The sequence below is a fragment of the Bacillus sp. AK128 genome (assembly GCF_053903075.1).
On sequence record NZ_CP096379.1, the window covers coordinates 581,104 to 606,870 of the forward strand.

Genomic DNA, 25,767 nt, shown 5'->3' on the forward strand with positions numbered 1-25,767 from the left:
TAGGAGGGTAAAAAAATGCTTGCAATACATGGTGGGAAACCTATAAGAGATTCTTTTTTAAGCTATGGACAGCAGTGGATTGAGGATGAGGATATCGAAGCGGTAGTTGAGACGTTGAAAAGTCCTTACTTAACACAAGGTCCTAAAATTACAGAATTTGAAGAGAAAGTTGCCAAATATGTAGGAGCTAAATATGCGGTTGCTTTTACAAATGGGACGGCTGCATTACACGCAGCCTGCTTTGCAGCGGGGATCACAGAAGGGGATGAAGTTATTACCTCTCCAATTACGTTTGTGGCTAGTGCTAATTGTGCTAGGTATATGGGGGCATATCCTGTTTTTGCTGATATCGACCCTCGTACTTATAATATTGATCCGAAAGAGATTAAACGGAAGATTACTTCTAAAACTAAAGCAATTATTCCCGTAGATTTCACGGGTCAGCCTGTTGATATAAAGGAAATATTGGAGATCGCTCATAAACATAATCTTGTTGTGATAGAAGATGGAGCACATTCTATTGGTGCTGTATATCAGGAGAGAAAAGTCGGAACACAAGCTGATATGACGATGTTTAGCTTTCATCCGGTTAAGCATATAACAACAGGTGAAGGTGGAATGATTGTTACTAATTCATCGGAATATGCAGAAAAGCTTAGACTATTTCGCTCACATGGTATTAAGAATCAAAACCTCTCTAAGGATGAAGGTCCTTGGTACTATGAGATGGTTGAGCTTGGCTATAATTATCGAATGACTGATCTTCAGGCTTCACTGGGGATATCGCAACTAGATAAGCTAGATCAATTCCTTGAAAAAAGAAGAGAAATAGCTACTCTTTATAACGAAGAATTCAGTAATATTGATGGTGTGAATACCCCTCATCAATTAGAAGAAACAGTCTCAGGCTGGCATTTATATATGATTACATTAGATTTAGAAAAGTTTTCAGTAGGAAGAAGAGAAATTTTTGAAGCAATTCGAGCTGAAAACATAGGCGTACATGTTCATTATATCCCTGTACATTTGCAGCCTTATTATCAAGAGTTAGGGCATGTAAGAGGTGAATGTCCTGTCGCTGAAAACTGGTATGAGCAAGCGATAACGGTTCCTCTCTTTCCGAAAATGTCAGACAAAGATATTAAGGATGTTGTTTCAGGTATTAAGAAAGTGTTACATTTTTATTCGTTAAAAATGTAATAGTTAATTAGACCTGTTTTTGTGACAAAAATATATAAAAAATATTCCTTTTGATGTAAAAACTTCCCTTTAAATTTCCGATATATACAAAGAGTGGATAATTTTTCTGAAGGGAGGGAATTCGGTGGAGATAGTAAAGACCCCTATTTTGACAAATGTAGTTCCAAAAACAGACAAGCCAATAATAAACGTTGTGGCTGAAAGTAAACCTCGGTTAGAAGTCTCTCCCCAAAATAACGAAGAGAAAGAAAAGGAAAAAAAGGAATCAAGCATAACTAAATCAAATCTTGAAGATAAGATTGAACAAACGAATAAGATGCTAGACCTTCATTTTACGTCATTAAAGTTTGAAGTGCATGACAAGACAGACCGATTAGCAGTAAAAGTTGTTGATAAAGAAACTGAAAAGGTAATCAGAGAAATTCCAGCAAAAGAATATTTGGACATGATTTCCAAAATGATGGATTTCTTAGGGATCTTGGTTGATAAGAAGGCTTAATGAAAAGAAGGGAAATCCTTCTTTTTTTCTTTTCTATTAAAGATTTAGAAAGAGAAACCGATAGTAAAAATAGAGAAACTATTCGAGATATCTTCCAAAGAGGAGGAAATGATAAATGAGTATGGATGGAATAAGATTTAGTGGGTTAGCTTCAGGCATGGACACGCAATCAATTGTAAAGCAATTAATGCAGGCGGAAAGAATGCCGCTAGATAAACTTGAACAGAAAAAACAAACATTAGAATGGAAACGAGATAATTATCGTGAAGTAAACACTCTATTAGATGAATTAGATAAATTTATTTTTGATGGAGTTGGAAAACAATCAACCTTTTATAAAAAGTCAATAACTAGCTCTAATGATAATATCATCTCTGCAACCTCTGTTGGTGCACCTCCGAATACTACTACTCAACTTGAAGTGCTTAGGTTAGCAACTTCTGAATCTTGGAATTCTGAAGTGGCCCTTAGTTTTCCACCTGTGCCAGCAAAAGCATTTACAGCTAAGTTTAAGGTAGTCGATCCGGATGGGACAGCTAGAACTAAGGACTTAAATTTGAAAGCAGAAGCGACAATAGATGACGTCATTCGGGAGTTTAATAACTTAGGATTGGGTGTAAATGCAGTTAAAGGAAATATTTTGGATAATGAAGATTTGAATGGTGATGGACAGATTAATGACTACCGTGAGATGGTTGTTTTAACCCAAAACAAAACGGGATCTGGAGCAAGTCTTTCTCTTGTAAATGAGGATGCTGTTCAACTAATGAATGAGTTGGGATTTAGAGATGGAACGGGTGCTCAATATGTCCACAATGCAACTACTCCACCTTCATTAGTAGCAGGACAAAATGGACAGCCAGCTGGACAAGATGCCGTTGTTAAAGTAAATGGTTTACAGATGACTTTTAAAAACAATTCATTTGACATTAATGGTATAAAATATACCGCTAAGGACTTAACAAATAATGGAGCTTCAGGTAATCCAGTTACGATTAGTTCAAGTACAGATGTCGATGGTGTAATGGATTCTGTCATGAAGTTTATGGAGAAGTATAATGAAATTATTAAAAAGATTGATGATAAGTTAAAAGAAGATAGATATAAAGAATATGCCCCCTTAACAAAAGAACAACGTGAACAATTATCTGAAACAGAAATCGAACAGTGGGAGAAAAAGGCAAAAAGTGGTCTTCTCCGAAGAGATACGATTCTCCAAAATGGCTTAAGTCAGATCAGAAATGCTGTATATGGTAAAGTTTCAGGGTTAGATCCTAGATATGACTTCTTAGCGGAAGCAGGGATTGTAACATCTCCTAACTATCTTGAGAACGGAAAGCTTTTACTCAATCCTACAAAGCAGGGTGATGATAAGCTTAACGGAGAAGAGCGTCTACGTAAGATTATTGAGGAAGACCCTGAAGCGTTATACCAATTGTTCTATGCGGACGGCTCAACCACTAGTGAAAAAGGGATTGCACGTCGTCTAAGAGACTCTATTAAAAATACGATTTCAGATATTGAGGGACAAGCTGGAAAAACCACTTCTATGGGTAGTCAGTATGGTATTGGTAGAGAATTGAATGGGATTTCTAATAGAATTACAGCCTTTGAAGATCGCCTAACCCGTGTTGAAGAAAGATATTGGGGTCAATTCACAGCCATGGAAAAGGCAATGCAACGTGCCAATGAACAAGCTGCATATATTGCTAATGCTCTTGGTGGCGGAGCAGGAAATGCATAAAAACTGAAGGAGTGAGATTTTTATAATGGCTTTTAATAAACAACCTCATTTAGCATATCAACAAAATGCGATTACAACTGCAACTCCCGAGCAACTAACACTTATGTTATATAATGGTTGTATAAAGTTTATAAAGCTTGCTAAGCAAGGGATGGAACAAAAGAATATAGAAATGAAAAATATGAACCTTCAAAAGGCTCAAAATATTATTAATGAACTGATGGTTACACTAGATCAGACAGTTGAAATATCGAATAATTTAATGCAACTTTATGATTATATGTATCGTAGGTTGATTGATGCGAATGTTAAAAATGATGTATCCATTTTAGATGAAGTTGAAGGATATGTAGTGGAATTTAGAGATACGTGGAAGGAAGCTATGATCATCGCTAAGCAATCACAACCAGTACAAAGCGGACAAGCATAATGAGCCCGATTGAAAAGCTACATCAAGTAACTAAAGAACTTTACAGTTTCTTAGAAAAGCAACCACTCGAGGAAGAAAGAGATGAGTATATCAAATATATTAACTTTCTTCTTGATAAAAGAGAAACTATTCTTCCAGATTTATCTCCTCCGTCTACTGAAAAAGATAAAGCTCTAGTTGAGGAGATTCAAGTCATAGATAACGATGTAAGAATAAAGTTAAAAGCTCTTTTTAATATGATTGGTAAAGATTTAAATAACTTGAAGAAACAAAAGGTTTCACACCAAAAATATGTTAATCCATATGCTTCCACCAATTCAATGGATGGTACCTTCTTCGACAAAAAAAAATAGTCAAAACTACCACCCTGTAGACACGATTCTACAGGGTTTTTCAATCTTTTTTTACGTGTCGAATATCCACATAAAACCACGAAAAGTTAAATTTGACTTATTTGGGTTATATTAGGTATATTCGAATTGTGGACAGAGTTCACAGTACATGATTTGAAGGGAATGTTGTATCAATGCAAGGTAAAGTTAAATGGTTTAACGCAGAAAAAGGTTTTGGATTTATCGAGCGCGAAGATGGAGACGATGTATTCGTACATTTCTCAGCTATTCAAACTGACGGATTCAAGACTCTAGAAGAAGGTCAAGCTGTAGAATTCGAAATCGTTGAAGGAAACCGCGGACCTCAAGCTTCTAACGTAACTAAGCTTTAATTTCTACGATAACTCACTCGCGTAAAAACGATTGTTTTTTCATCGCTTATCATATAAGCACGAAAATTAAAGCAACACCGAAACACTTACTCCGGGCTACGGGGTGAGTGTTTCTTTTTGTGCTTTTAATTTATTTTCTTCTTTCTTCTCTTCTTAGTCATGAACTCAACTTTTTATACATAAACATAATTCACAAAAAATTCACACATTTTAAGATGTTTAGGGAGGAATCGGACAGGGTAAAGTAGAATTATATATGTATAGCTTGTATAAAGGAGGAGTTTCATATATGAAGTTTAACATTCGTGGTGAAAACATTGAGGTAACTCCAGCATTGCGTGATTTTGTCGAGCAGAAGGTAGGAAAACTTGACCGTTATTTTGAGGATGGACTGAACGCAGATGTCAATGTGAACTTAAAGGTTTACAATAACAAGCAAAAAGTTGAAGTTACCGTTCCGATGACGCAGTTAACATTGCGAGCAGAGGAGCAACATGATGATCTCTATGCAGCCATTGATTTGGTGCTTGATAAGCTAGAGCGTCAAATTCGAAAGCATAAAACGAGAGTAAATAAAAAGCTGAGGGATCAGGGATCTCCTAAGTTTATGTTTACCAATGGCGTTGAGCCAAGAACTCCTTACTTAGAAGACGAAGATGAAGAAGAGGTTGTTCGTACGAAGCGCTTTAATCTGAAGCCGATGGATAGTGAGGAAGCGATTTTACAAATGAATATGCTTGGACATAGCTTCTTTGTTTACACTAGTTCATCAACGAATAGTACCAATGTGGTCTATAAGCGTAAAGATGGAAAATATGGAATTATTGAACCGAGCTAAAGCTTATTATGGCGCAGTCGCATTGTCGGCTGCGTCTTTGTGTTTCAGTATAACTTGAGGTGTCCAGTTTTCCTGTAATTATTGGCATCTACTCTCAGTTAATGGTAATATTAATGTTGGATACATATATAATATTAGCAGCATTTTACCTTAAGGATGAATGTTCAAAAAGGTGGACAAAATTAGCTAGCCGACGGAGAAATTCAGGTGACTATTTTTCCTGGACTTATTGAACATCCTATACGGGGAAAACAAGAAAAGAGGAGCGTTTTTCAATGCTTGGAATGTTAAAAAAGGTGTTTGATGGGAATCAACGTCAGATAAATAAATATCAAAAGATTGTCGAGCAGGTAGAAGTACTTGGTCCTGACTTACAAAAAATTTCTGATGAAGAGCTTCGGTTAAAAACTGCTGAATTTAAAGGTAGAGTGGAAGCAGGCGAAACATTGGAAGCCATTTTACCAGAGGCTTTTGCGGTAGTTCGTGAAGCGGCTGTTCGTGTATTAGGCATGCGTCCATTCCCTGTACAGATCATGGGAGCAGTGGCTCTTCATGAAGGGAACATCGCAGAGATGAAGACAGGGGAAGGTAAAACGTTAACGTCTACTCTACCTGTTTATTTAAATGCGCTTTCTGGAAAAGGTGTACATATTGTAACGGTAAACGAATATTTGGCAACTCGTGATGCGACTGAAATGGGTAAGCTTTATGAGTTCTTAGGTTTATCTGTTGGATTAAACTTAAATGGGTTAACTCGTGAACAGAAGATTGAGGAGTATGCGAAGGATATAACGTATAGTACAAATAACGAGTTAGGATTCGACTACTTGCGTGATAACATGGTGCTGTATAAAGAGCAAATGGTACAGCGTCCACTTAATTATGCAGTCATTGATGAGGTTGACTCGATTTTGATTGATGAGGCACGTACACCGTTAATTATCTCGGGATCGGCACGTAAATCGACTGGTTTTTATCTCCAGGCTAATGGCTTTGTTCGTACATTAAAGACAGAAGAAGACTATACGTATGATGTGAAAACGAAGGCTGTTCAGCTGACTGAAGAAGGTATTACAAAGGCTGAAAAGGCATTTAATATTGAAAATCTTTTTGATCTAAACAATGTGACGATTTTACATCATATTAATCAGGCTCTAAAGGCTCATGCTAGTATGCATCGTGATACAGATTATGTAGTTCAGGATGAAGAAGTAGTCATCGTTGACTCATTTACTGGTCGTTTGATGAAAGGCCGTCGTTATAGTGATGGATTACACCAGGCGATTGAGGCTAAAGAAGGTCTAGAGATTCAGAATGAGAGTATGACGCTTGCGACGATTACATTCCAGAACTACTTCCGTATGTATGAAAAGCTTTCTGGTATGACGGGTACGGCGAAGACAGAGGAAGAGGAATTCCGTAATATTTATAATATGAGTGTTGTGGCGATTCCGACGAACCTACCGATTGCACGTGATGACAAACCTGACTTGATTTTTAAATCAATTGATGGAAAGTTCCGGGCGGTAGTTGAGCATATTGATGAATTACATCAAAAGGGACAACCTGTTTTAATCGGTACAGTTGCGGTTGAAACGTCTGAATTGATTGCTAAATACTTAACGAAAAAAGGCATTAAGCATAATGTCTTGAATGCCAAAAACCATGAGCGTGAAGCGGAAATTATTGCAGGTGCTGGTCAACGCGGTGCGGTAACCATTGCAACGAATATGGCTGGCCGTGGTACGGATATTAAGCTTGGTGAAGGTGTAAAAGATTTAGGTGGACTTGCTGTTGTAGGAACAGAACGACATGAGAGCCGTCGTATTGATAACCAGCTTCGCGGACGTTCTGGTCGTCAAGGGGACCCAGGTTTAACTCAGTTTTACTTATCAATGGAAGATGAATTAATGCGCCGTTTTGGTTCTGATAATATGAGAGCCATGATGGAGCGATTAGGCATGGATGATTCTCAGCCAATCGAAAGTAAAATTGTTTCTCGTGCAGTAGAGTCAGCACAGAAACGTGTTGAAGGGAATAACTTTGATTCTCGTAAACAGCTTTTACAATATGATGATGTACTGCGTCAGCAGCGTGAGGTTATTTACAAACAGCGTTATGATGTACTGGCTTCTGAAAACCTTCGTGAAGTGGTTGAAGGGATGATTAAATCAACGATTGATCGCCAGGTGCAAGCACACTGTCCAGGGAATGAAGAGCCGGAAGAGTGGAACTTAAAAGCAATTGTTGACTTCACTGAGGCTAACCTTCTTTCTGAAGGAGAGCTATCTGAGAACGAGCTTCGTGGCAAGGAAGCAGAAGAGATTTCTGAGTTTATTTTTGGAAAGGCAAAAGCTAAGTATGACGAGAAGGAATCACAGCTTGAGCCTGAGCAAATGCGTGAGTTCGAGAAGGTTATTGTGCTTCGTGCTGTTGATAGTAAGTGGATGGATCATATTGATGCAATGGATCAGCTACGTCAAGGAATTCATTTACGTGCATACGGCCAGATTGATCCGCTTCGTGAGTATCAGATGGAAGGCTTTGCAATGTTCGAATCCATGATTGCTTCGATTGAAGAGGATGTTGCCAAGTATGTCATGAAGGCACAGATCCGCAACAACCTAGAGCGTCAGGAAGTAGCAAAAGGTCAAGCGGTCATCCCAAATGCTGAAGGTAAAGAAAAACCAAAGAAAAAGCCAGTCGTGAAGGATGTAACGATTGGTCGTAACGACCCTTGCTATTGCGGAAGTGGAAAGAAATATAAGCAATGCTGCGGACAATAACATATAAAATAGTATAAAATCACGAGCTTATGTCTTTTAATAAGACATAGGCTTTTTACTGAAGGTTGTTTTCGTATAAGTAGTTTTTTGAATGACTTGATTTAAAAAACTAGAGTTGATTGGAGCGGAAGTCGCTTGACTCCTGCGGGAAATGAGGGAAGTGTGAGACCCCACAGGCAAAGCCGAGGAGGCTCACATCCCTCCCCGCGGAAAGCAAGCGACTGTAGCGGAAATCAACGGACCAAGTTTTAATTAGATTTTAGTAAAAAGCAATAAGATATATATGAATACAGCTTTACTGAAATAAAACCATGAGGTGACCAGATGGAATTAGCAGAAATTCGTAATGAATTAGAAAAAATGGAAAAACGATTAGAAGACTTTAGGGGGTCTCTTTGACTTAGAAGAAAATGAAGCCCGCATACGTGAACTAGATGAACGCATGGCTGAACCTTCTTTTTGGGATAATCAACAAGAGGCACAAACGGTTATTAACGAGGCGAATGGTCTAAAGGAATTGGTTAATCAATTCAATGAGCTACAGGAGTCTTATGAGAACCTAGAATTGACTTACGAATTATTAAAAGAAGAGAATGATGAAGATTTAAAGACTGAGCTAGTTTCAGAGGTTAAATCTTTGACAAGTGCTTTTAATGATTTTGAACTTCAACTATTATTAAGCGAACCGTATGATAAAAACAGTGCGATTTTAGAGCTACATCCTGGTGCTGGTGGAACAGAGTCTCAGGACTGGGGTTCGATGCTTCTTCGGATGTATACAAGATGGGCAGAGCGTAAAGGGTTTAAGGTGGAGACACTTGATTATCTACCTGGCGATGAAGCGGGAATTAAAAGTGTTTCGCTTTTAATAAAGGGTCATAATGCATATGGTTATTTGAAGGCAGAAAAAGGGGTACACCGATTAGTGCGGATTTCGCCTTTTGATGCTTCAGGTCGTCGTCATACTTCATTTGTATCCTGTGATGTAATGCCAGAATTTAATGAGGAAATTGATATTGATATTCGAACTGAGGATTTGAAGATTGATACGTACCGTGCGAGTGGAGCGGGTGGACAGCATATTAATACGACAGATTCTGCCGTTCGTATTACGCATACTCCGACAAACACCGTCGTAACGTGTCAGACAGAGCGTTCTCAGATTAAAAACCGTGAACGTGCGATGAAGATGCTTCAAGCGAAGCTCTATCAACGTAAGATTGAAGAGCAACAGGCACAGCTTGATGAAATTCGCGGTGAGAAGAACGATATCGGTTGGGGAAGTCAAATTCGTTCCTATGTATTCCATCCTTATTCATTAGTAAAAGATCACCGTACTAATTACGAAGTAGGGAATACCCAAAGTGTGATGGACGGAGATTTAGATTCGTTCATCGATGCTTACTTACGATCAAAATTATAAAATTAGATTTACTTATATCAACCTCTTATCCGCTTTTAGATAAGAGGTTTTATTTTGTTTTCTTTCATATTGAATGAGACTACCTCCTCTTGTCACAAACTAACGTTAACACACTACTAATTTACCCCTTTACCACGCTAACTGAGTGCCATTCACAAAATAAAATCACCGTGATATACTCACTTCGGCACTTTAAAGCTATGGGGGCCTGGCCCCCATAGCTTTAAAGCGGTAAAGTGTTTGTTGATGTGATATTGGAGGTAGGAGTTTATGGGTAGAAGTCGGAATGAGGTTGTGCTTAATCCTCGGGTTGAGACGATGCTTGAATACATATATGTGTTGGTTGGATCGGCTGTTGTGGCGCTGGCGTTTAATTTGTTTTTATTACCGAACCAGATTGCATCTGGTGGGGTTAGTGGGATTAGTACGATTACGGATACTGTTTTTGGCTGGGAGCCGGCGTTTGTGCAGATGGCGTTGAATGTTCCTTTGTTTATTGCAGGAATTGTGTTTCTTGGCCGCTCTTTTGGAGTGAAGAGTCTAGTTGGGACGATTTTTCTTCCGTTTGTTGTCTTCCTCTCTAGGGATATGGATGCGGCGACATTAGATCCCCTTCTTGGTGCTTTATTTGGAGGAGTCGGTGTCGGTTTAGGTCTCGGCATTGTCTTTCGTGGGAAGGCTTCTACTGGTGGAGTCGATCTCGCGGCGCAAATTATTAATAAGTACACCGGCCTTTCACTTGGTACCTGTGTCGCTCTACTTGATGGAATGATTGTATTAACCGCAGCGATCGTATTTGATCTTGAACGTGGGATGTACGCATTAATTGCGTTGTTTGTTACAAGTAAGACCATCGATCTAGTTCAGGTAGGGATTGGATATTCAAAAATGGCCATCATCATTACTTGTAAGGAAGTTGAGGTTAGAAAGGGGATTCTCACCCAAATTGATCGTGGAGTCACCCGTTTATCTGCATTTGGTGGGTATACCGATCAAGAGCGTCCTGTCCTCATGTGTGTAGTGAACCAGACTGAGTTCACAAAATTGAAACAACTTGTAAAAGGCATTGATCCATCTGCATTTGTCGTCGTTATGAATGCCTCTGAGGTGCTTGGTGAAGGCTTTAAACGTACATAAATAGGGAATAATAGGATAAAATAGTCTTAAGATGATTCTAGGAGGATTTTAGATGAAAAGTAAGGTTATGGTGATTCTATTAGGTCTTCTACTTACTCTAACCGCATGCGGTGGCGGTGGGGATACAGCACAGGAAGAGACAACTGATGGAGGAACGACAACTGGCGGTACAACTGAAGTTTCTGAGGGTGAAAAACTGTATCGACAAAGCTGTGCAAACTGTCATGGTGGAAACTTAGAAGGTAATATTGGGCCAGCACTTGAAAACGTTGGAAGTAAGTATTCAGAAGAGGACATCTTACATATTATCCACGAAGGCCAGGGCTCTATGCCTAAGGGTGTTTTACAAGGCTCTGACGCTGAAGTGGTTGCAGCATGGTTAGCGACAATGAAATAAGAAAAACGATAGTGCGGCTTAATTTGAAGCCCACTATTTTTTTGTTCACTTTATTTAGTTGGCTCTGTTAAAGTTTGTTGTTGATTTCCGTTCCAGGACACTCGCTTTCCGCACTTGCACAGGATGTGCTGGCTTCTGCGTTGCTCACAGGACGTGAGCGACCTTAGCAGAAGTTCCTTTTAACCTCCTCGGCGTTAACGCCTTCGGGGTCTCCTTCGCCACGCTTCTCCCGAGAAAAAGCTCTTTCCTTTTTCCTTGCAGGAGTCTCGCGTCCTTCCACTTCAATCAACTCTGCTAAAGATAAACACTGTTCTTTAACAGAGCAATTTAGTTAAAAGTAATAGCTGGCTTACGTTTCTGATAAACTTCTAATTTCAAAATCACTTTTTCAGCCATAACATACTGTTTAATTACCTTTTCTCCAAACTAAAAACTTATACACATTATCCACCGCTTTATACACAATCCTCATTTCTCGAATCTATCTCATCTTCCTTAATTTCCTTCAAAGGTTTCTTTCCATTTCCATTATTTATCCTCTCCTTCCTCTTTCATAAATAATTTGACGAATGAAACTTCCAATTTACCCAATAATCCCCGGTATTATTACAAAATCTCCCCAATGAAACACAATTGTAATAAAATTTAGTCAAAAAATGGCGGTTGTTGATGGTATAATAAATTTTGTATCTTTTATTTTTTAGTTTTTATGGCAATATTCGTCAAAATGTCGATTGATGTCGAATGTGCTGAACTTCTATATTATAATTAAAAAGTTAAATGTTCGATTAAAATATAAACTTATCAATTTTAGCTTATACACAAACATAAAATATAAATTACTTTAAAAAGTTAGGTGATAATTAACATGATCGAATTAAAGGATGTTTATAAAACATATCCCAATGGTGTTCTTGCTGTTAATGGCATCACCGTTAAAATAAATCAGGGCGAATTTGTATATGTCGTAGGACCAAGTGGTGCTGGTAAATCAACTTTTATTAAAATGATGTACCGTGAAGAAAGGCCTTCTAAAGGTACAATTACGATCAACGATATCAATCTAGCGAAGCTAAAGGAAAGCAAGGTTCCATATTTAAGACGTAATATTGGTGTGGTTTTCCAAGATTTCAAGCTGTTACCGACGCTTACCGTGTATGAAAATGTCGCTTTTGCGCTTGAAGTAATTCAAGAACAGCCAAAAAATATCAAAAGACGCGTCATGGATGTATTGGACCTTGTTCGTTTGAAGCATAAAGCTCGTTTTCTTCCTCATGAGTTGTCTGGTGGAGAGCAACAGCGTGTGTCGATTGCACGCTCCATTGTGAATAACCCGAAAGTAATGATTGCGGACGAGCCTACTGGAAACCTTGATCCAGAAACGTCTTGGGAAATTATGAATATTTTTGAAGAGATAAATAATAGAGGAACAACGATTGTGATGGCTACGCATAACCGTGAGATCGTTAATACGGTAAGGAAGCGTGTGATTGCCATTGAAAATGGAAAAATTGCTCGTGATGAATTGAGGGGTGATTACGGCTATGACAATTAGGACCATCACCCGTCACATCCGTGAAGGTATTAAAAATATATTTAGAAATGGCTGGATGACCTTTGCCTCTGTCAGTGCCGTAACGGTTACGTTATTACTTGTTGGTAGCTTTTTAGCCATCATGATGAACTTAAATCAGTTTGCGAAAACAATCGAATCTGATGTTGAAATTAGTGTGCATATTGCCTTGGAAGCAACTGAATCTGATGTTGCTGGACTTGAAGCCAATATTAAACGAATCTCAGAGGTCGAATCGGTCACCTATTCATCCAAGGATGATCAATTGCAAAGATTGATCGAAAGTATGGGAGATGAAGGAGAGTCCTTTACACTTTTTAAACAGGACAACCCTTTAAACGATGTGTTTATCGTCAAAACAGAGGAACCAACCGATGTTATTAAGGTTGCTACTCAAATTGAGCGTTTTAACCATGCTGATAAGGTACTGTACGGAAAAGGAACGGTTGAAAAGCTTTTTCAAGGAATTGGAATTGCTCGTAATATAGGAATCGGTATCATCGTCGGCTTACTATTTACTGCTATGTTTTTAATCTCTAATACTATAAAAATTACGATTATCGCTAGACGTAAAGAAATTGAGATTATGAAGTTAGTTGGAGCGACAAATGGATTTATTCGCTGGCCATTTTTTATCGAAGGTCTTCTATTAGGAGTAATTGGAGCGATCCTTCCAATCATCCTTACCGTTACAAGTTATAACTATTTATATAACACGGCTAATCCTAAGCTGGAAAATACATTCTTTAACCTGTTACCAAGCACACCGTTTTTATTTCAGTTAAGTGGAATTCTTTTATTAATTGGAGCTTTTATTGGAGTTTGGGGAAGTTTGTTATCAGTTCGTAAGTTTTTAAAAGTTTAATAGATAGAGAGACAAGGAGGAACGATACGTTGAGGAGAAAGTTTGTTGTGCTCATAATGATAATGTTTACAATACTTGGTGGTACCTTGTTACATTTCGAAAGTGCTTCGGCCAATACAAAATCAGAATTAAATGAACAAAAGCAAGAAATCAAAACAAAGAAGTCAGAGATTAATTCTGAAAAAGAAGTGATGGAAGATGAGTATGATCAGCTTGGTAGTGAAATAAATCAGCTAAATGCTGAGATTAAGAAGCTTGATTTAGCACAAGCTGAAACAAACGGGAAAATCCGAGATAAACAAGAGAATATAGAGATTGTCAAACAAGATATTGCCGATTTGCAAGCTGAAATTGTGGTTGTGCAAGAACGAATTGAAGAGCGCAATGAGCTTCTAAAAGAACGTGTTCGCTCCTTACAAGTAACAGGTGGAGTCATTCAATATCTTGAAGTTTTGCTAGGTGCACAAGACTTTAGTGATTTTATTGACCGTATGACAGCTGTCACGACAATTTTTAAAGCTGATAAAGAAATCCTTACTAAGCATGAAGAGGACAAGCTGTTGCTTGAACAGAAAACGGCCGAGCTTAACAATGCTTTAGTTGATTTAGAAACTAAACTGGTCGAGCTTGAGCAATTACTAACTGAGCAAAAGGCCCAGGAACAGACTAAACAGCAAGTGATGGGTAAACTTAAACAACAACAGGAAGAGCTTCAGCATGAAATGCATGAACTTGAAGATGAAGCAGCACTTTTAGCGGCTCAAGAAGCAGCAATAACGAAAGAACTTGCTAGAATAAAACGTGCTGAAGAAGAGGCTGCCCGTAAGAAGAAGGAACAAGAGCAAGCTGGACAAACTGTAACTACTCCAAGTGCAACTGGTTTTATTGTACCAGCGGCAGGCCCGGTTACATCTAATTATGGATCAAGATGGGGTCGTCTTCATGCTGGTGTTGATATTGGGAAAAGGGGAGCTAGTGTACCGGTAGTTGCGGCAGCAGCTGGTACGGTCATTCGTTCTTATTATTCTTCTAGTTATGGGAATGTTGTATTTATTGCTCATAGCGTGAATGGTCAAATGTGGACAACAATATATGCACATCTTGAGAACCGTGAAGTTTCAGATGGTCAGGAAGTTCAACAAGGTCAAAGAGTTGGCTATATGGGGAACACTGGTCGTTCTTTTGGAGCACATTTACACTTTGAGCTTCATAAAGGTCCATGGACGCAAAGTAAATCCAATTCAGTAAACCCAAGAAACTATATAAATTTCTAAACGATATAAACACAGCTCGGTTCTTGTTTAACTAGGCTGTGTTTTTTTATTCCAAAAAAGATAGTCTATTAAGGGTTTACTAGTTTTAAATAATTTTTTATAATTAAATGATTGGATATATTATGGAGCATTTCTCCTTTATTTACTAGATAAAGGTGTGTGAATACATCATGAATGAGCTTGATTTGAAAAAACTAGTAGAGTTCATGCTTGAAGGTGATGAACAGTCCTCTTGGGAGTTAATTGCTAGCTGGAGTGCTAAGAGGGATAGTTTATACTTTTATGAAGAGGTTCTCACCAATGCGATGCGATATGTAGGGGAGCTTTGGGAGTTAAATGAGATTACAGTGGCGGATGAACATATTGCCTCGAATGTCTGTAATTTGTTGTTAGCTCGTTACCAAGTGTTACTTTCAGACTTTCAAGATGACTCAAATTTTAAAGGAATGTTTTTTTGTATTGAAGGTGAGGAGCATTCACTAGGAATTAGAATGGTGTCGTCACTTTTTAAGGAAAATGGCTGGAATACTCGCTATCTAGGTGCAAATCTTCCTGTGAAGGATGCAATTATTTATACGAATCGATGGAGACCAGATGTAATTGGGATTTCCATATCGATCATCTATAATCTCCCTAAGCTTATTGAGTATGTTAATGAACTAAATCAGTTGGACTACCAACCTGAAATATTAGTCGGAGGGAGAATCACATCCTTGTTTCCATTAGAGAGTCATATACCAACGAATGTCCAGGTTATACGAGATTTAAATAGTCTTCATCATTTGCTTGTAGAAAACAAGCTGTGTAAAGAATTACATGGAGTCAGTTAACAAAACAGTTGCCCTTATTCCTTTTCCTCTCTTTATTATTGATTCAGAATTTACGATTTTACAGGTATCTGATGAGTCGCTGGTCCACTTCCCAGTAGTTGATAACTTTTTAGAGCTCATTGATTTTGGGAGCCGTAAAAAAGCAGAGCGGTTTTTGAAACCGGTTTTTGCTAAGACCAAAATTGAATTGAACTTAATGACCAAACACAATTCACTGGTTCTCTATGATATTTATACTCAGTGGGAAACGGATGAACGTTTGTATGTGTTCTGTGTGGAAAAACAAGAGAGTATCCAACAAATTCAGGAAGTTATGGTTAAGCTTCAGAACCAGATCGAAAATGAGAATTTAACGTTGTTGGAAAAACAAGAACAGCTAGAGCTGACGTTAAAGAAGATGGAAAAGATAGTGATGGAGCATGATAATCTAACTAAATTTGGAAAAATTGCTTCAACGATTGCCACTGAGTTAAAACGACCGTTAGTCAGTATTCGTGGGTTTATCCAACTTATAAAGCCCCATCTTAAAGAAACAGGTAAGGCACATTACGCTGATATCGCCTTAGATGAAATTAATCATGCCAATAACTTAATCTATCAATATTTAAGCACCACTGTCCCAGCGATACCCGAGAAAAAACAAGCTAATATCCAAAAAATATTAGCTGATGTGATTACAAGTACAAAAAATGAAGCATCTCGAAATTCCTGCCAGGTAAAATATGTGAAAGAGCAGATTCTTCCTGTTATCGAGGTTGATCCTCTCCAAATTAAGCAAGTTTTACTTAACTTAGTAAAAAATGGCATGGATGCGATTCAGGTTAGCCCGAATAAACACCAAGGTGATATTACGATTAGAACAAGGTTAACAAAAGATACCATCGAAATTTCAGTACAGGATAATGGCAAAGGAATGGATTCCGAAACACAAAGACGAATCTTTACTCCATTTTTTACAACAAAGGATAAAGGAATCGGAATCGGCTTATCTGTGTGCTTAAAAATCATTCAAAATCATGGTGGAATTATTGAAACGAATAGTATCCCAGGTGAAGGGTCGACATTTACGGTTGTTCTTCCAATAGAATCCTAGAATGGGAGTGGTCTTTCATGTATATTGTACATTCAACATTTGAGATTCCAGTTGTTGAGAAGGTTGATGAAGTCATTCAAATTTATAAAAATCGGTCTAGATCGGTGGATCAGGCGAATGGCTTTATTGACTTTCAATTACTACAGAATCAAAAGAAGCCTAATTTCCTAACGGTGCAGATTACATGGGAATCGCGCGAGGACTATATGAATTGGGTTACAAGTGAGGATTTTAAGAGAATCCATGAGCTAGAAAAGAAGTATCCTGATCAAGAGCTTGCCCAGATTGTTCCAAAGGTGGAGCAGTTTAAGGTGGTGGCTACTTGAGTCCGGAAATTGAGTTAATGATTGATGAGGTCGTCGAGGATATTTATCAGGCTTACCCTGAGCTCTTAGAACGCTTTGGCGAGCGGGGCAGGATGAAATGCCGTGAAGATAATCAGCATCATTTTCATCATTTAGAGCTAGCCTTTACATTGAATAATCAGCTCGTCTTTTTAGACTATACGAAATGGCTCAATAGTCTCTTAACCAGTCGAGGTATGAAATCTGAACACATCATTGATAACTTTGCTAGAATCCAAGCTGTCATTCTAGGTAAAGGTCTTGATGGTAAAGAGGAGTATTATCAGCATTGCCTATCCCAGGCAATCTCCTTATTAGAGGAACAGGGTCAATAAGGACTTTCTAATCTTTTTCTTGAGCAGTTAATAGATTAATAAAGAAGGGGTAAATGTAGTTGAAGATATCAGATCAGGAGCTAATCGAGGCCTATTTTAGCGCAATCGAATTAGCATTAGACAATGAATTTATAACCATGCTTGAAGAGGAAATCGAAAAGCGTAACCTTGAAAGCCAAATTAAACGTAGAGTGGTTCAGAAATAAATAAATCCTTGCCAATCAGAAACGAACATTTATCCCTTAAAACAACTGGCAAAAGGTTGAATTTTTAATATGGAAAGTCTAGTGTTCAGTTGAATACTAGGCTTTTTTGTGTTTTTTTAAAATAGTTTTTTGATTGAAAAGTTAGTCCGTTGATTTCCGTTGCAGGCGCTTGCTTTCCGGACTTGCACAGGATGTGCTGGCTTCTGCGTTGCTCACAGGACGTGAGCGACCTTAGCAGAAGTTCCTTTGAGCCTCCTCGGCTTCGCCTGTGGGGTCTCACACTTCCCTCTATCTCCCTCAGGAGTCAAGCACCTTCCACTCCAATCAACTCTGGATTTTTTACTAAGTTAATAAAAGCAATAAGCTTTACGAAATATTTATTAAAATAATCTCCCTACTAAATCAATAGGAACTGCTTCCTATTGTCCGACGACGTCTGTCTTTATATAATTTAACTTATTGTTAACATTGATAAAGGATAGCAACCCTGTTACTTTTCAATGTTAAATTTATTCTTAAGCACTTAAGGTAAGAAAGTAGCGCTCCTGCTAATTCTAAAACGCTTACGCCAATTTTAGCCAATTGGTGTATGGCGTTTATTTTTTTTAAACCATTCCGATATAAAAATAAATACATAGGTTGAGGTGAGCATCATGAAGTTAAAGTACTGGGATTTCGCAAAAGACAACCGTACATTCTTAAAATATAGTGGCATTAGCAGAGGATTTACAAAAGCTAGTGAGTACGTTTAAAGTATAATTGTAGTAGAATGGGTGGATTAGTTTTAGTAGTCCACCTTTTAGATATTTAAAGTTCTGACATTATAAGTTTATTAATAAAGGGAAGGATTTTCATGTTTAGTGATTTAGTTGTTAATATTGCGATTTTAATATCGTTTACATTCATATGGTTACAGCTTTTTCAAAATAAGAGGCTATCATTTCAATCATCCATTCGAGTAAAAGTACTGGATGGAGTTATTGCGGGGATCTTAGGTAACATCTTGATGTACTATAGCATTCAGGTCGGGGAAAGTACTCTTTTAGACCTCAGACATATCCCAGTTATTCTTGTGGCTTTTTACGGAGGATTTCTTCCTACCATAATTGCGGCCATAGTTATTTCAATAGGCCGTTTTATGATCGATGTCAACTTCTCATCTATGATTTCCTTATTTATGATTCTGTTCATGGCTATAGGGGCTAGCTGGATTTCTTATAGAGTAAGATTAACGGATTGGAAAAAATGGATCCTCCTCCTTGTTTTCAGTCAGATGATATACTCCATAGCTCTCTATATCGTGGTAGCTGATTATCGAGCGGTGTTGGACTATGCATTTTTGCATATCATTAGTACGTTAGTCGGCGGAATATTAACATTCTATTTTGTTTTGTATGTAAGGAGAAATAGTGAATTATTTCAACAATATAAAGAAGGCTCACAGCGAGATCATTTAACCGGTTTATATAATGTGCGCTCGTTCGATTTATATTATAATTCAATGCTATCAAACTCTATAGCGAAACAAGAGGACTGTGCCATCTGTTTAGTAGATATCGACCACTTTAAGCAAATCAATGATACGTACGGACATACTGCGGGTGATGAAGTCATTAGGCAGATTGCATCGCTGTTAATGGAATTAACGAGAGAAGGCGACATCGTTTCCAGAAATGGAGGCGAGGAATTTTCGATTCTTTTACCTGGTTGCTCTACTGAAATGGCGGAGGAAATCGCTGAAAGAATGAGAAGGACGGTTGAAACTCGTTCATTTTTATTACCTAATCAAAAGAAAATTAAGTTAACGATATCAGTTGGGGTAGCGGTTCATCAAAAGCAAGAGGAGATCAAAGGCTCAGATGATTTATACCAGGAGGCTGATGATGCTCTTTATAAAGCGAAACAGAATGGTCGGAACCGGGTGTATTTAGGGACGAGTTACTAAGAGGTGGGGAAACCTGCCTCTTTTTGTGTTTTTTTCTGATTGTTAAAGCCAGACAGGGGAGAAGGTCGTTCATAATGTCGATGAACGCCCGAACAAGGTAAAAATCAGCAGAAAAGGTCGTTCATAGCGTCGATGAACGCCCGAACAGGGTAAGAATTAGAAGAAAAGGTCGTTCATAGCGTCGATGAACGCCCGAACAGGGTAAGAATCAATAGAAAAGGTCGTTCATAGCGTCGATGAACGCCCGAACAGGGTAAGAATTAGAAGAAAAGGTCGTTCATAAAGTCGATGAATGCCCGAACAGGGTAAGAATCAGTAGAAAAGGTCGTTCATAGCGTAGATGAACGCCCGAACGGGGTAAGAATTAGAAGAAAAGGTCGTTCATAGAGTCAATGAACGTTCGAACAGGGTAGGAATCAGTAGAAAAGGTCGTTCATAGCGTAGATGAATGCCCGAACAGGGTAAGAATCAATAGAAAAGGTCGTTCATACTGGGCAGCCCCTTACACTAGTATTTTCCATAAAAAAATCTCTGTCGATATTTGTTGAATTTTGCGATAATGGATAGATAAGGGGGATTGAGCATGAGTAGAAAGAAAAAGAGTAATTATTTTACCAAAACGCTACAACGTCAAATCTTAATACCGTTTTTATCTTTAATAGTCATAGCAATACTTATACTGTCATTTGTTTTATATCGTTCCACTGTTTCGATTGTGACAGAAGAATTGGAATTAGTTGTTCAGGATCAAATGTATTCTATGAACAGTACATTTGAATTATTTTTCAAACAAAATGAAAATGTTATTAACCGTTTTGTTAATCAGACAGAGGTTCAGAATTTTAACGGGAATGAGGCACCTTTACTTAAGGCATTCGGTGAAACTGCTGAAGTGGAAGAAGCCATTTCAAATGTTTATTTAGGGACAGTGGATAAGGAAATGATTTTATATCCTCCAACGGATCTTCCGGCTGATTATGATCCGACAAGTCGCCCGTGGTATCAGGATGCCGTCGAAAGTCCGGATAAGGTGATTTGGACAGATCCATATATTGACACGGCGACTAACCAGGCGATTGTAAGTGCTGCTCGTGCTGTCTTTCAAGGGTCAAAGCTTGTAGGAGTTATGTCGATTGACATTTCACTTGATACGTTAGCCACGATGATTAATCAAGAGCAAGTCGGTGAAACTGGTTATGCTGTTTTAATTGATAACACAGGAAAATACTTAGTGCATCCTAATCCTGCCTATATAGGAGAGGATATCACACAAGAGGACTATTACAAGCAAATGCAAGAGCTTGGCTTTGGTGGGATTATTCACTATCAGTTTGAGGGTGAACAAAAGTTAATGGCATTTGTTGAAAATCCGACGACTGGGTGGGAAATTGGAGGAACTGTATATAAGTCAGAGCTTGATCAGAAGGGTGCTACGATATTAACACCAATCTTGATTTCATTTGTCATTATTGTGGCAATAGCTATACTAATCTCCTTTTTAATATCAAGACGTATTACAAAGCCAATCCAGTCTCTTCAAGCGAATATGAAGGAAGTGGAAGCTGGTAATCTATCAGTAGTAGTTCCAGTTAATCGCCAGGACGAGATTGGACAGTTATCCGAGAGTTTTAATGCGATGCTTTTGCAAATGAATGACGTGATGAAAAGTGTTCTAAAGATTTCAACTGAGGTAACAGATGCTTCCCAGACACTAGTTGCTTCTGCCGAGCAAAATACTGCGGCATCCAATGAGGTTGCAACGACCATGGAACAAATTTCCGGTGGAGCTAGTAAGCAAACAGAATTATTTGAAATGAACCAAGAGTCCATTCATTTACTGTCAAGTAGAATGAAACAGGTAGAAGAGGAAGCTCAAGAAATCCGTGTGAATTCAGAAACGATGACAAATTCCTCTGAGGATGGAATGAAGCGAGTTCAATTATTAAAGAAACAATTTGGAGAAACGACTAGACTTTCAGATGAAATGGTTGGTGCCGTTAAGTCATTAGATGAGAATTCTGGTTCAATTAGTGAAATTGTAAAGAGTATTGCACAAATAGCCTCCCAAACTAATCTACTTGCACTAAATGCAGCAATTGAAGCAGCACGTGCAGGTGAAGCTGGAAAAGGCTTTGCTGTTGTTGCAGAAGAGGTGCGAAAGTTAGCAGAACAAACGGAAGGTTCACTACGAGATATTTCTACGATTATTGAAACGATGCAAGGTGAAACGAAGAAAACTGTGAGCTTAATTACTCAAACGAGTGAATCGATGCAGCAACAAGGTCAGGCTGTATCTGAAACCGAAGCTGCATTTACGACGATCTCTGATGCGATTTTATCAAGTCGAAAGCTTGTTACTTCGATTTCGGAATCGTTGGAAAGCATGGTGAAAGAAAAGGATGTGCTCGTTTCAAATGCCAGTAACCTTTCATCCATCAGTCAGGAAACAGCTGCAGGTACACAACAAGTATCTGCATCGATTGAAGAAACAACCGCTTCAATGGAGCAGTTGAATAAACTAGCGTTTGATTTAGAAAATCATGCACAGGAAATGAGTAATCAAATCAAACGATTTAAGCTATAATGTTTGTAGAGCACGATCCAAGTGATCGTGCTCTTCTTTTAGATTAATTTTTCATGATTACTCATAATCGGTACAAGCTTTGCATAAGAATAGTCTAGTAAGCATTTGGAATGTAGAGCGGAATTTTCCAATTTATAAATGAAAGCTAGCTTGGGGGAAGATTCCATGCTAGCTAAGTTTTTCTAAAAGCCTTAAAATAGTACATAACGTGTATCTTGGATCTTGGGTGAGGAGGATTTTTATGAATAAAAGAATTACTGCGTTATTAATGACCGTGTCCTTAATCGTTGGTAGTGGAGCTACATACTTTGTCTTAGATCAGTTTGGTCAACCGAGTTCATCTGTTCTTCAAATTGGAGATAGCGGAGTGGCTGCTTCTGAACAAACAGGCGAAGGAGCTGGACTAACAGCCGAAGGTCTTGAAAAAATCGGTCAAGCATATGAGCTAATTGCTGATAACTATGTAGAAGAGGTAGATGGCAACGAGCTGATCGAAGGTGCAATCCAAGGTATGATTAGTACGCTAGAGGATCCTTATTCGGTTTACATGGATAAGGAAACAGCTGCACAATTCAACCAAACACTAGAATCTTCCTTTGAGGGAATTGGTGCTGAAGTAAGCATGGTGGATGGAAAGGTCACGATTGTGGCGCCGTTTAAAGATTCTCCTGCAGAAAAAGCTGGTTTAAAACCTAATGACCAAGTCATAAAGGTAGATGGTGAAAGTATTGAGGGGCTTGATCTATATGAAGCGGTTCTGAAAATTCGTGGAGAAAAAGGAACAACCGTTAACCTAGATATCTTACGCCCAGGTACTACTCAAGTCATGACAATTCCTGTAATTAGAGACGAAATTCCTCTAGAGACGGTTTATCCTGAAATGAAGGAATACCAAGGCCAGAAGGTTGGTTATATTGAAGTGACATCATTTGGAGAAGACACAGCGCCTGATTTTGAAAAGGCAGTAAAAGATCTTGAAGACCAAGGAATGGAAGGTCTGATCATTGATGTAAGAGGAAATCCAGGTGGATACTTACAAAGTGTTGAACAAATGCTTAAGCAATTTATTCCAAAGGATAAGCCATATGTTCAAATCGAACAACGTAATGGTGAGAAGCAGCGTTATTTCTCCTCGATTACGGAAAAGAAATCATATCCAATCTCAGTTTTAATTGATGAAGGTAGTGCTTCTGCTTCTGAGATTTTAGCGGGTGCGATGAAAGAAGCGGGTGGCTATGAACTAGTCGGTAAAACAACATTTGGTAAGGGTACTGTTCAGCAGGCTGTTCCGATGGGAGACGGCAGTAATATTAAGCTTACTTACTTTAAGTGGTTAACGTCTGATGGAAATTGGATTCATGAAACGGGTATTGAGCCTACGATTCCGGTAGAACAGCCGACCTACTTCTATTCTAATCCAATTTCTACAGAAGAAGACTTGAAAATTGATATGAATAATGAGCAAATTAAAAATGCGCAAGTGATGTTAAAAGGTCTAGGCTTCGAGCCAGGACGTGAAGACGGATACTTCAGTGCAGAAACAGAAGTAGCTGTAAAAGCATTCCAGCAATCAGTTGGGATCGAGCAAACGGGAGTCATTACGAAGGAAACAGCAGGGAAAATTCAGCAAGCATTGATTGATAAGGTTCGTGATGTAAAGAATGACCGTCAACTAGAAACAGCTCTAAAATCATTATTCCAATAAGATAGCAGGACTTAACAGAAAATTGTCGAAAGTATACCTCAATCGGGGTATACTTTTTTGTATGGTCTTAAAATTGAGATTTTTAAAAAATGCAAAGTTAAAGAACTATGTTGATTACTTGCACTGTTGATTGAAGTGGAAGGACGCGAGACTCCTGCGGGAGAAGCGGTACAGGTGAGACCCCACAGGCGAAGCCGAGGAGGCTCACCGACCGCCCCGCGGAAAGCGAGTGTCCTGCAACGAAAATCAACACCTTTGTTTAAAGGGGCGTACTTAATATAACAATAGAATCTTTTTATGACGCTTACCAATAAAAAACAATTACTGTTTGTCAACAATCTGTTAAAATAAATAATAACTATAAGTTCGGAAAATGAAGGTAGAAGAGTGGTGAATATTGTGGACAACTGGATGATTGATGTGTTGAAGGGATTCGGGGTGTTTTTTTTACATCCTATTCTTTACTTATTTCTATTTTTAACACTAGCTATGGGCTATAACCGAGTGAAAAAAGAGAGAAAGCTATTTCATGTCCGGATCTTTGACTCGGTTAGTGAGACGAAGCTTATGTTAACGGCCGGGTTATTTGCGGGCTTACTGATTTCTTTAATTACAGTTGGAGTAGGATTTGTGATCCCTGTTGGAGGGATCGCTCTAATCGGTGTGGTAACCATTTTATTGGGCTTAACCTTCCGACTGCGCTTTCTATCTCCTGCCTATGTTATAGGGCTTTCAATTTTATTATCGATGGTTTTACCACATTGGAGTACAGGGAATACCTTTATCGATTTGTTAATCAACGAGCTCACTCTCATTCATCCGACCACCTTTAGTGGATTACTAGCAATTCTCCTAATAGTAGAAGGAATTCTAATCATGAAGGACGGATCAAGATTCAGTTCACCACGATTAGAAACGAGTAAACGAGGTCGGATTGTTGGTGCGCATGTATCGAATCTTCTGTGGATGTTGCCGGTCTTTATTTTATTGCCTGGTTCACCCGTGTCATCTGTTTTCCCATGGTGGCCGCTACTATCTGTTGGGCAGCAATCGTTTGCGCTCTGCTTACTTCCGTTTGGAATTGGATTTTTCCAAAAAACGAGAGGAAGTCTACCGAAGGAAGCGGTACGGTTTACAGGTAAGCGAGTGGTGGCATTAGGGATTTTTATCGCAATTTTAGCGGTAGCAACCTACTGGGTGCCGGTTATCGCGATTGCTGTTGCTTTACTGGCGATGCTTGGACGAGAGCTGTTAACGATTCAACAACGTGTCCAGGATGATGATTATACTTATTTTTCACGACGTGACCAAGGCCTTGTGATTCTTGGTATTATTCCTAAATCCCCTGCAGAAAAAATGGCATTACAGGTTGGCGAGCTGATTACGAAAGTGAATGGTAACCAGGTTAAAAGTGTTGAGGAGTTTTATATATCCCTACAAAAAAACCGAGCCTTTGTTAAACTTGAAGTGGTCGATCAAAACGGAGAACCTCGCTTAGTCCAACGTGCCCTCTATGACGGTGAGCACCATGAGCTAGGAATGCTCTTTGTCCAAGATCATAAGCTAGCGAATCAAGAGTTAGTTGGCTAGATTTTTAGTTTATATTCATAACGATCAAACACCTTAAAGGGACCACTTTTAAGGTGTTTTTTTAATGCAAGATTTTTTTTAGGGGAAATTATAAGAAGCAAAAACAAAATAGTTCCTTTGATTTTTGCTTTATGGCTGTCGATTTCATCGATGGCTTTTTTATTGAGAATCATGAATTCTGTTTTAAAAATCTTCACTTTATTAAAACCTTGTCGATATTAATGGTAATTCGACATTTTTTTTAT

Annotated in this window: 24 protein-coding genes and 1 pseudogene; 24 read left to right on the top strand and 1 reads right to left on the bottom strand. The window is 38.5% G+C overall.

What is annotated here, in order from left to right:
• The first annotated feature begins 15 nt into the window (after positions 1-15).
• The 24 genes and pseudogenes from pseC to M1D60_RS02660 all read left to right on the top strand — a co-directional run bounded on the left by pseC (position 16) and on the right by M1D60_RS02660 (position 25,522).
• Entirely contained in the window at positions 16-1,200 is a 1,185-nt protein-coding gene (gene pseC, locus M1D60_RS02545) for a UDP-4-amino-4,6-dideoxy-N-acetyl-beta-L-altrosamine transaminase (protein ID WP_456277658.1), read from the top strand.
• A 124-nt stretch (positions 1,201-1,324) separates the two neighbouring features.
• Entirely contained in the window at positions 1,325-1,699 is a 375-nt protein-coding gene (locus tag M1D60_RS02550) for a flagellar protein FlaG (protein WP_456277659.1), read from the top strand.
• A 115-nt stretch (positions 1,700-1,814) separates the two neighbouring features.
• Positions 1,815-3,443 (top strand): flagellar hook-associated protein 2, encoded by a 1,629-nt coding sequence (locus M1D60_RS02555; protein ID WP_456277660.1) that lies wholly within the window; start codon positions 1,815-1,817, stop codon positions 3,441-3,443.
• Between the two features lie 25 nt (positions 3,444-3,468).
• A complete protein-coding gene (gene fliS, locus M1D60_RS02560; RefSeq protein ID WP_456277661.1) occupies positions 3,469-3,873 on the top strand; it encodes a flagellar export chaperone FliS in 405 nt (134 codons plus the stop codon).
• Complete coding sequence (locus M1D60_RS02565) at positions 3,873-4,226, top strand: hypothetical protein (RefSeq protein WP_456277662.1); 354 nt, start codon at positions 3,873-3,875, stop codon at positions 4,224-4,226. Before fliS ends, M1D60_RS02565 begins: the two co-directional genes overlap by 1 nt.
• A gap of 173 nt (positions 4,227-4,399) precedes the next feature.
• Entirely contained in the window at positions 4,400-4,597 is a 198-nt protein-coding gene (gene cspD, locus M1D60_RS02570; protein WP_246942731.1) for a cold-shock protein CspD, read from the top strand.
• A 289-nt stretch (positions 4,598-4,886) separates the two neighbouring features.
• A complete protein-coding gene (gene hpf / locus M1D60_RS02575) occupies positions 4,887-5,435 on the top strand; it encodes a ribosome hibernation-promoting factor, HPF/YfiA family (protein WP_456277663.1) in 549 nt (182 codons plus the stop codon).
• Positions 5,436-5,710: 275 nt separating this feature from the next.
• Positions 5,711-8,221 (top strand): preprotein translocase subunit SecA, encoded by a 2,511-nt coding sequence (gene secA / locus M1D60_RS02580; protein ID WP_456277664.1) that lies wholly within the window; start codon positions 5,711-5,713, stop codon positions 8,219-8,221.
• 324 nt (positions 8,222-8,545) lie between these two features.
• Positions 8,546-9,644, top strand: a protein-coding gene (prfB, locus tag M1D60_RS02585) for a peptide chain release factor 2 (protein WP_456277665.1) whose coding sequence is annotated in 2 segments (ribosomal slippage) — positions 8,546-8,608 and positions 8,610-9,644 — 1,098 coding nt in all. Because the reading frame shifts where the segments join, the coding sequence is not laid out codon by codon here.
• Positions 9,645-9,914: 270 nt separating this feature from the next.
• Positions 9,915-10,781 (top strand): YitT family protein, encoded by an 867-nt coding sequence (locus tag M1D60_RS02590; protein ID WP_456277666.1) that lies wholly within the window; start codon positions 9,915-9,917, stop codon positions 10,779-10,781.
• Between the two features lie 52 nt (positions 10,782-10,833).
• Positions 10,834-11,178 (top strand): cytochrome c551, encoded by a 345-nt coding sequence (cccB, locus tag M1D60_RS02595; protein WP_456277667.1) that lies wholly within the window; start codon positions 10,834-10,836, stop codon positions 11,176-11,178.
• Between the two features lie 868 nt (positions 11,179-12,046).
• Positions 12,047-12,733, top strand: coding sequence for a cell division ATP-binding protein FtsE (ftsE, locus tag M1D60_RS02600; RefSeq protein ID WP_456277668.1), 687 nt, complete (start codon positions 12,047-12,049; stop codon positions 12,731-12,733).
• Positions 12,723-13,616 carry a permease-like cell division protein FtsX gene (ftsX, locus tag M1D60_RS02605; protein ID WP_456277669.1) on the top strand — a complete coding sequence of 298 codons (894 nt, stop codon included), beginning with the start codon at positions 12,723-12,725 and terminating at the stop codon, positions 13,614-13,616. Before ftsE ends, ftsX begins: the two co-directional genes overlap by 11 nt.
• A gap of 29 nt (positions 13,617-13,645) precedes the next feature.
• Positions 13,646-14,890, top strand: coding sequence for a murein hydrolase activator EnvC family protein (locus M1D60_RS02610; RefSeq protein ID WP_456277670.1), 1,245 nt, complete (start codon positions 13,646-13,648; stop codon positions 14,888-14,890).
• Between the two features lie 170 nt (positions 14,891-15,060).
• Positions 15,061-15,720: a cobalamin B12-binding domain-containing protein gene (locus tag M1D60_RS02615; protein WP_456277671.1), complete on the top strand. Its 660-nt coding sequence runs from the start codon at positions 15,061-15,063 to the stop codon at positions 15,718-15,720.
• Complete coding sequence (locus M1D60_RS02620; protein WP_456277672.1) at positions 15,707-16,813, top strand: two-component system sensor histidine kinase NtrB; 1,107 nt, start codon at positions 15,707-15,709, stop codon at positions 16,811-16,813. The genes M1D60_RS02615 and M1D60_RS02620 overlap by 14 nt, the downstream gene beginning before the upstream one ends.
• A 17-nt stretch (positions 16,814-16,830) precedes the next feature.
• Positions 16,831-17,139: an antibiotic biosynthesis monooxygenase family protein gene (locus tag M1D60_RS02625; RefSeq protein ID WP_456277673.1), complete on the top strand. Its 309-nt coding sequence runs from the start codon at positions 16,831-16,833 to the stop codon at positions 17,137-17,139.
• Positions 17,136-17,492, top strand: a complete 357-nt coding sequence (locus M1D60_RS02630; RefSeq protein ID WP_456277674.1) for a hypothetical protein — start codon at positions 17,136-17,138, stop codon at positions 17,490-17,492. Before M1D60_RS02625 ends, M1D60_RS02630 begins: the two co-directional genes overlap by 4 nt.
• Before the next feature lie 59 nt (positions 17,493-17,551).
• Positions 17,552-17,698 (top strand): sporulation histidine kinase inhibitor Sda, encoded by a 147-nt coding sequence (gene sda, locus M1D60_RS02635; protein WP_456277675.1) that lies wholly within the window; start codon positions 17,552-17,554, stop codon positions 17,696-17,698.
• Positions 17,699-18,551: 853 nt separating this feature from the next.
• Entirely contained in the window at positions 18,552-19,643 is a 1,092-nt protein-coding gene (locus M1D60_RS02640; RefSeq protein ID WP_456277676.1) for a GGDEF domain-containing protein, read from the top strand.
• 760 nt (positions 19,644-20,403) lie between these two features.
• A pseudogene (locus M1D60_RS02645) lies at positions 20,404-21,231 on the top strand (cache domain-containing protein); the annotation flags it as partial.
• A gap of 225 nt (positions 21,232-21,456) precedes the next feature.
• Complete coding sequence (locus M1D60_RS02650; protein WP_456279335.1) at positions 21,457-22,227, top strand: methyl-accepting chemotaxis protein; 771 nt, start codon at positions 21,457-21,459, stop codon at positions 22,225-22,227.
• 241 nt (positions 22,228-22,468) lie between these two features.
• The gene (locus M1D60_RS02655) at positions 22,469-23,932 is read left to right on the top strand and encodes a S41 family peptidase (protein ID WP_456277677.1); all 1,464 of its coding nucleotides are present in this window, start codon (positions 22,469-22,471) and stop codon (positions 23,930-23,932) included.
• 390 nt (positions 23,933-24,322) lie between these two features.
• A complete protein-coding gene (locus M1D60_RS02660) occupies positions 24,323-25,522 on the top strand; it encodes a PDZ domain-containing protein (protein ID WP_456277678.1) in 1,200 nt (399 codons plus the stop codon).
• On the opposite strand, the gene M1D60_RS02665 is transcribed toward M1D60_RS02660, so the two are convergent.
• Positions 25,519-25,719, bottom strand: a complete 201-nt coding sequence (locus M1D60_RS02665) for a hypothetical protein (protein ID WP_456277679.1) — start codon at positions 25,717-25,719, stop codon at positions 25,519-25,521. The two genes, M1D60_RS02660 and M1D60_RS02665, sit on opposite strands and share 4 nt — an antisense overlap.
• Positions 25,720-25,767: the final 48 nt, after the last annotated feature.

What these genes read in the sequence shown, in the direction of transcription:
- pseC (WP_456277658.1), top strand. Translation starts at nt 16, where the DNA reads ATGCTTGCAATACATGGTGGGAAACCTATAAGAGATTCTTTTTTAAGC.
- M1D60_RS02555 (WP_456277660.1), top strand. Translation starts at nt 1,815, where the DNA reads ATGAGTATGGATGGAATAAGATTTAGTGGGTTAGCTTCAGGCATGGAC.
- fliS (WP_456277661.1), top strand. Translation starts at nt 3,469, where the DNA reads ATGGCTTTTAATAAACAACCTCATTTAGCATATCAACAAAATGCGATT.
- M1D60_RS02565 (WP_456277662.1), top strand. Translation starts at nt 3,873, where the DNA reads ATGAGCCCGATTGAAAAGCTACATCAAGTAACTAAAGAACTTTACAGT.
- cspD (WP_246942731.1), top strand. Translation starts at nt 4,400, where the DNA reads ATGCAAGGTAAAGTTAAATGGTTTAACGCAGAAAAAGGTTTTGGATTT.
- hpf (WP_456277663.1), top strand. Translation starts at nt 4,887, where the DNA reads ATGAAGTTTAACATTCGTGGTGAAAACATTGAGGTAACTCCAGCATTG.
- secA (WP_456277664.1), top strand. Translation starts at nt 5,711, where the DNA reads ATGCTTGGAATGTTAAAAAAGGTGTTTGATGGGAATCAACGTCAGATA.
- M1D60_RS02590 (WP_456277666.1), top strand. Translation starts at nt 9,915, where the DNA reads ATGGGTAGAAGTCGGAATGAGGTTGTGCTTAATCCTCGGGTTGAGACG.
- cccB (WP_456277667.1), top strand. Translation starts at nt 10,834, where the DNA reads ATGAAAAGTAAGGTTATGGTGATTCTATTAGGTCTTCTACTTACTCTA.
- ftsE (WP_456277668.1), top strand. Translation starts at nt 12,047, where the DNA reads ATGATCGAATTAAAGGATGTTTATAAAACATATCCCAATGGTGTTCTT.
- ftsX (WP_456277669.1), top strand. Translation starts at nt 12,723, where the DNA reads ATGACAATTAGGACCATCACCCGTCACATCCGTGAAGGTATTAAAAAT.
- M1D60_RS02615 (WP_456277671.1), top strand. Translation starts at nt 15,061, where the DNA reads ATGAATGAGCTTGATTTGAAAAAACTAGTAGAGTTCATGCTTGAAGGT.
- M1D60_RS02620 (WP_456277672.1), top strand. Translation starts at nt 15,707, where the DNA reads ATGGAGTCAGTTAACAAAACAGTTGCCCTTATTCCTTTTCCTCTCTTT.
- M1D60_RS02625 (WP_456277673.1), top strand. Translation starts at nt 16,831, where the DNA reads ATGTATATTGTACATTCAACATTTGAGATTCCAGTTGTTGAGAAGGTT.
- M1D60_RS02640 (WP_456277676.1), top strand. Translation starts at nt 18,552, where the DNA reads ATGTTTAGTGATTTAGTTGTTAATATTGCGATTTTAATATCGTTTACA.
- M1D60_RS02650 (WP_456279335.1), top strand. Translation starts at nt 21,457, where the DNA reads ATGAACCAAGAGTCCATTCATTTACTGTCAAGTAGAATGAAACAGGTA.
- M1D60_RS02655 (WP_456277677.1), top strand. Translation starts at nt 22,469, where the DNA reads ATGAATAAAAGAATTACTGCGTTATTAATGACCGTGTCCTTAATCGTT.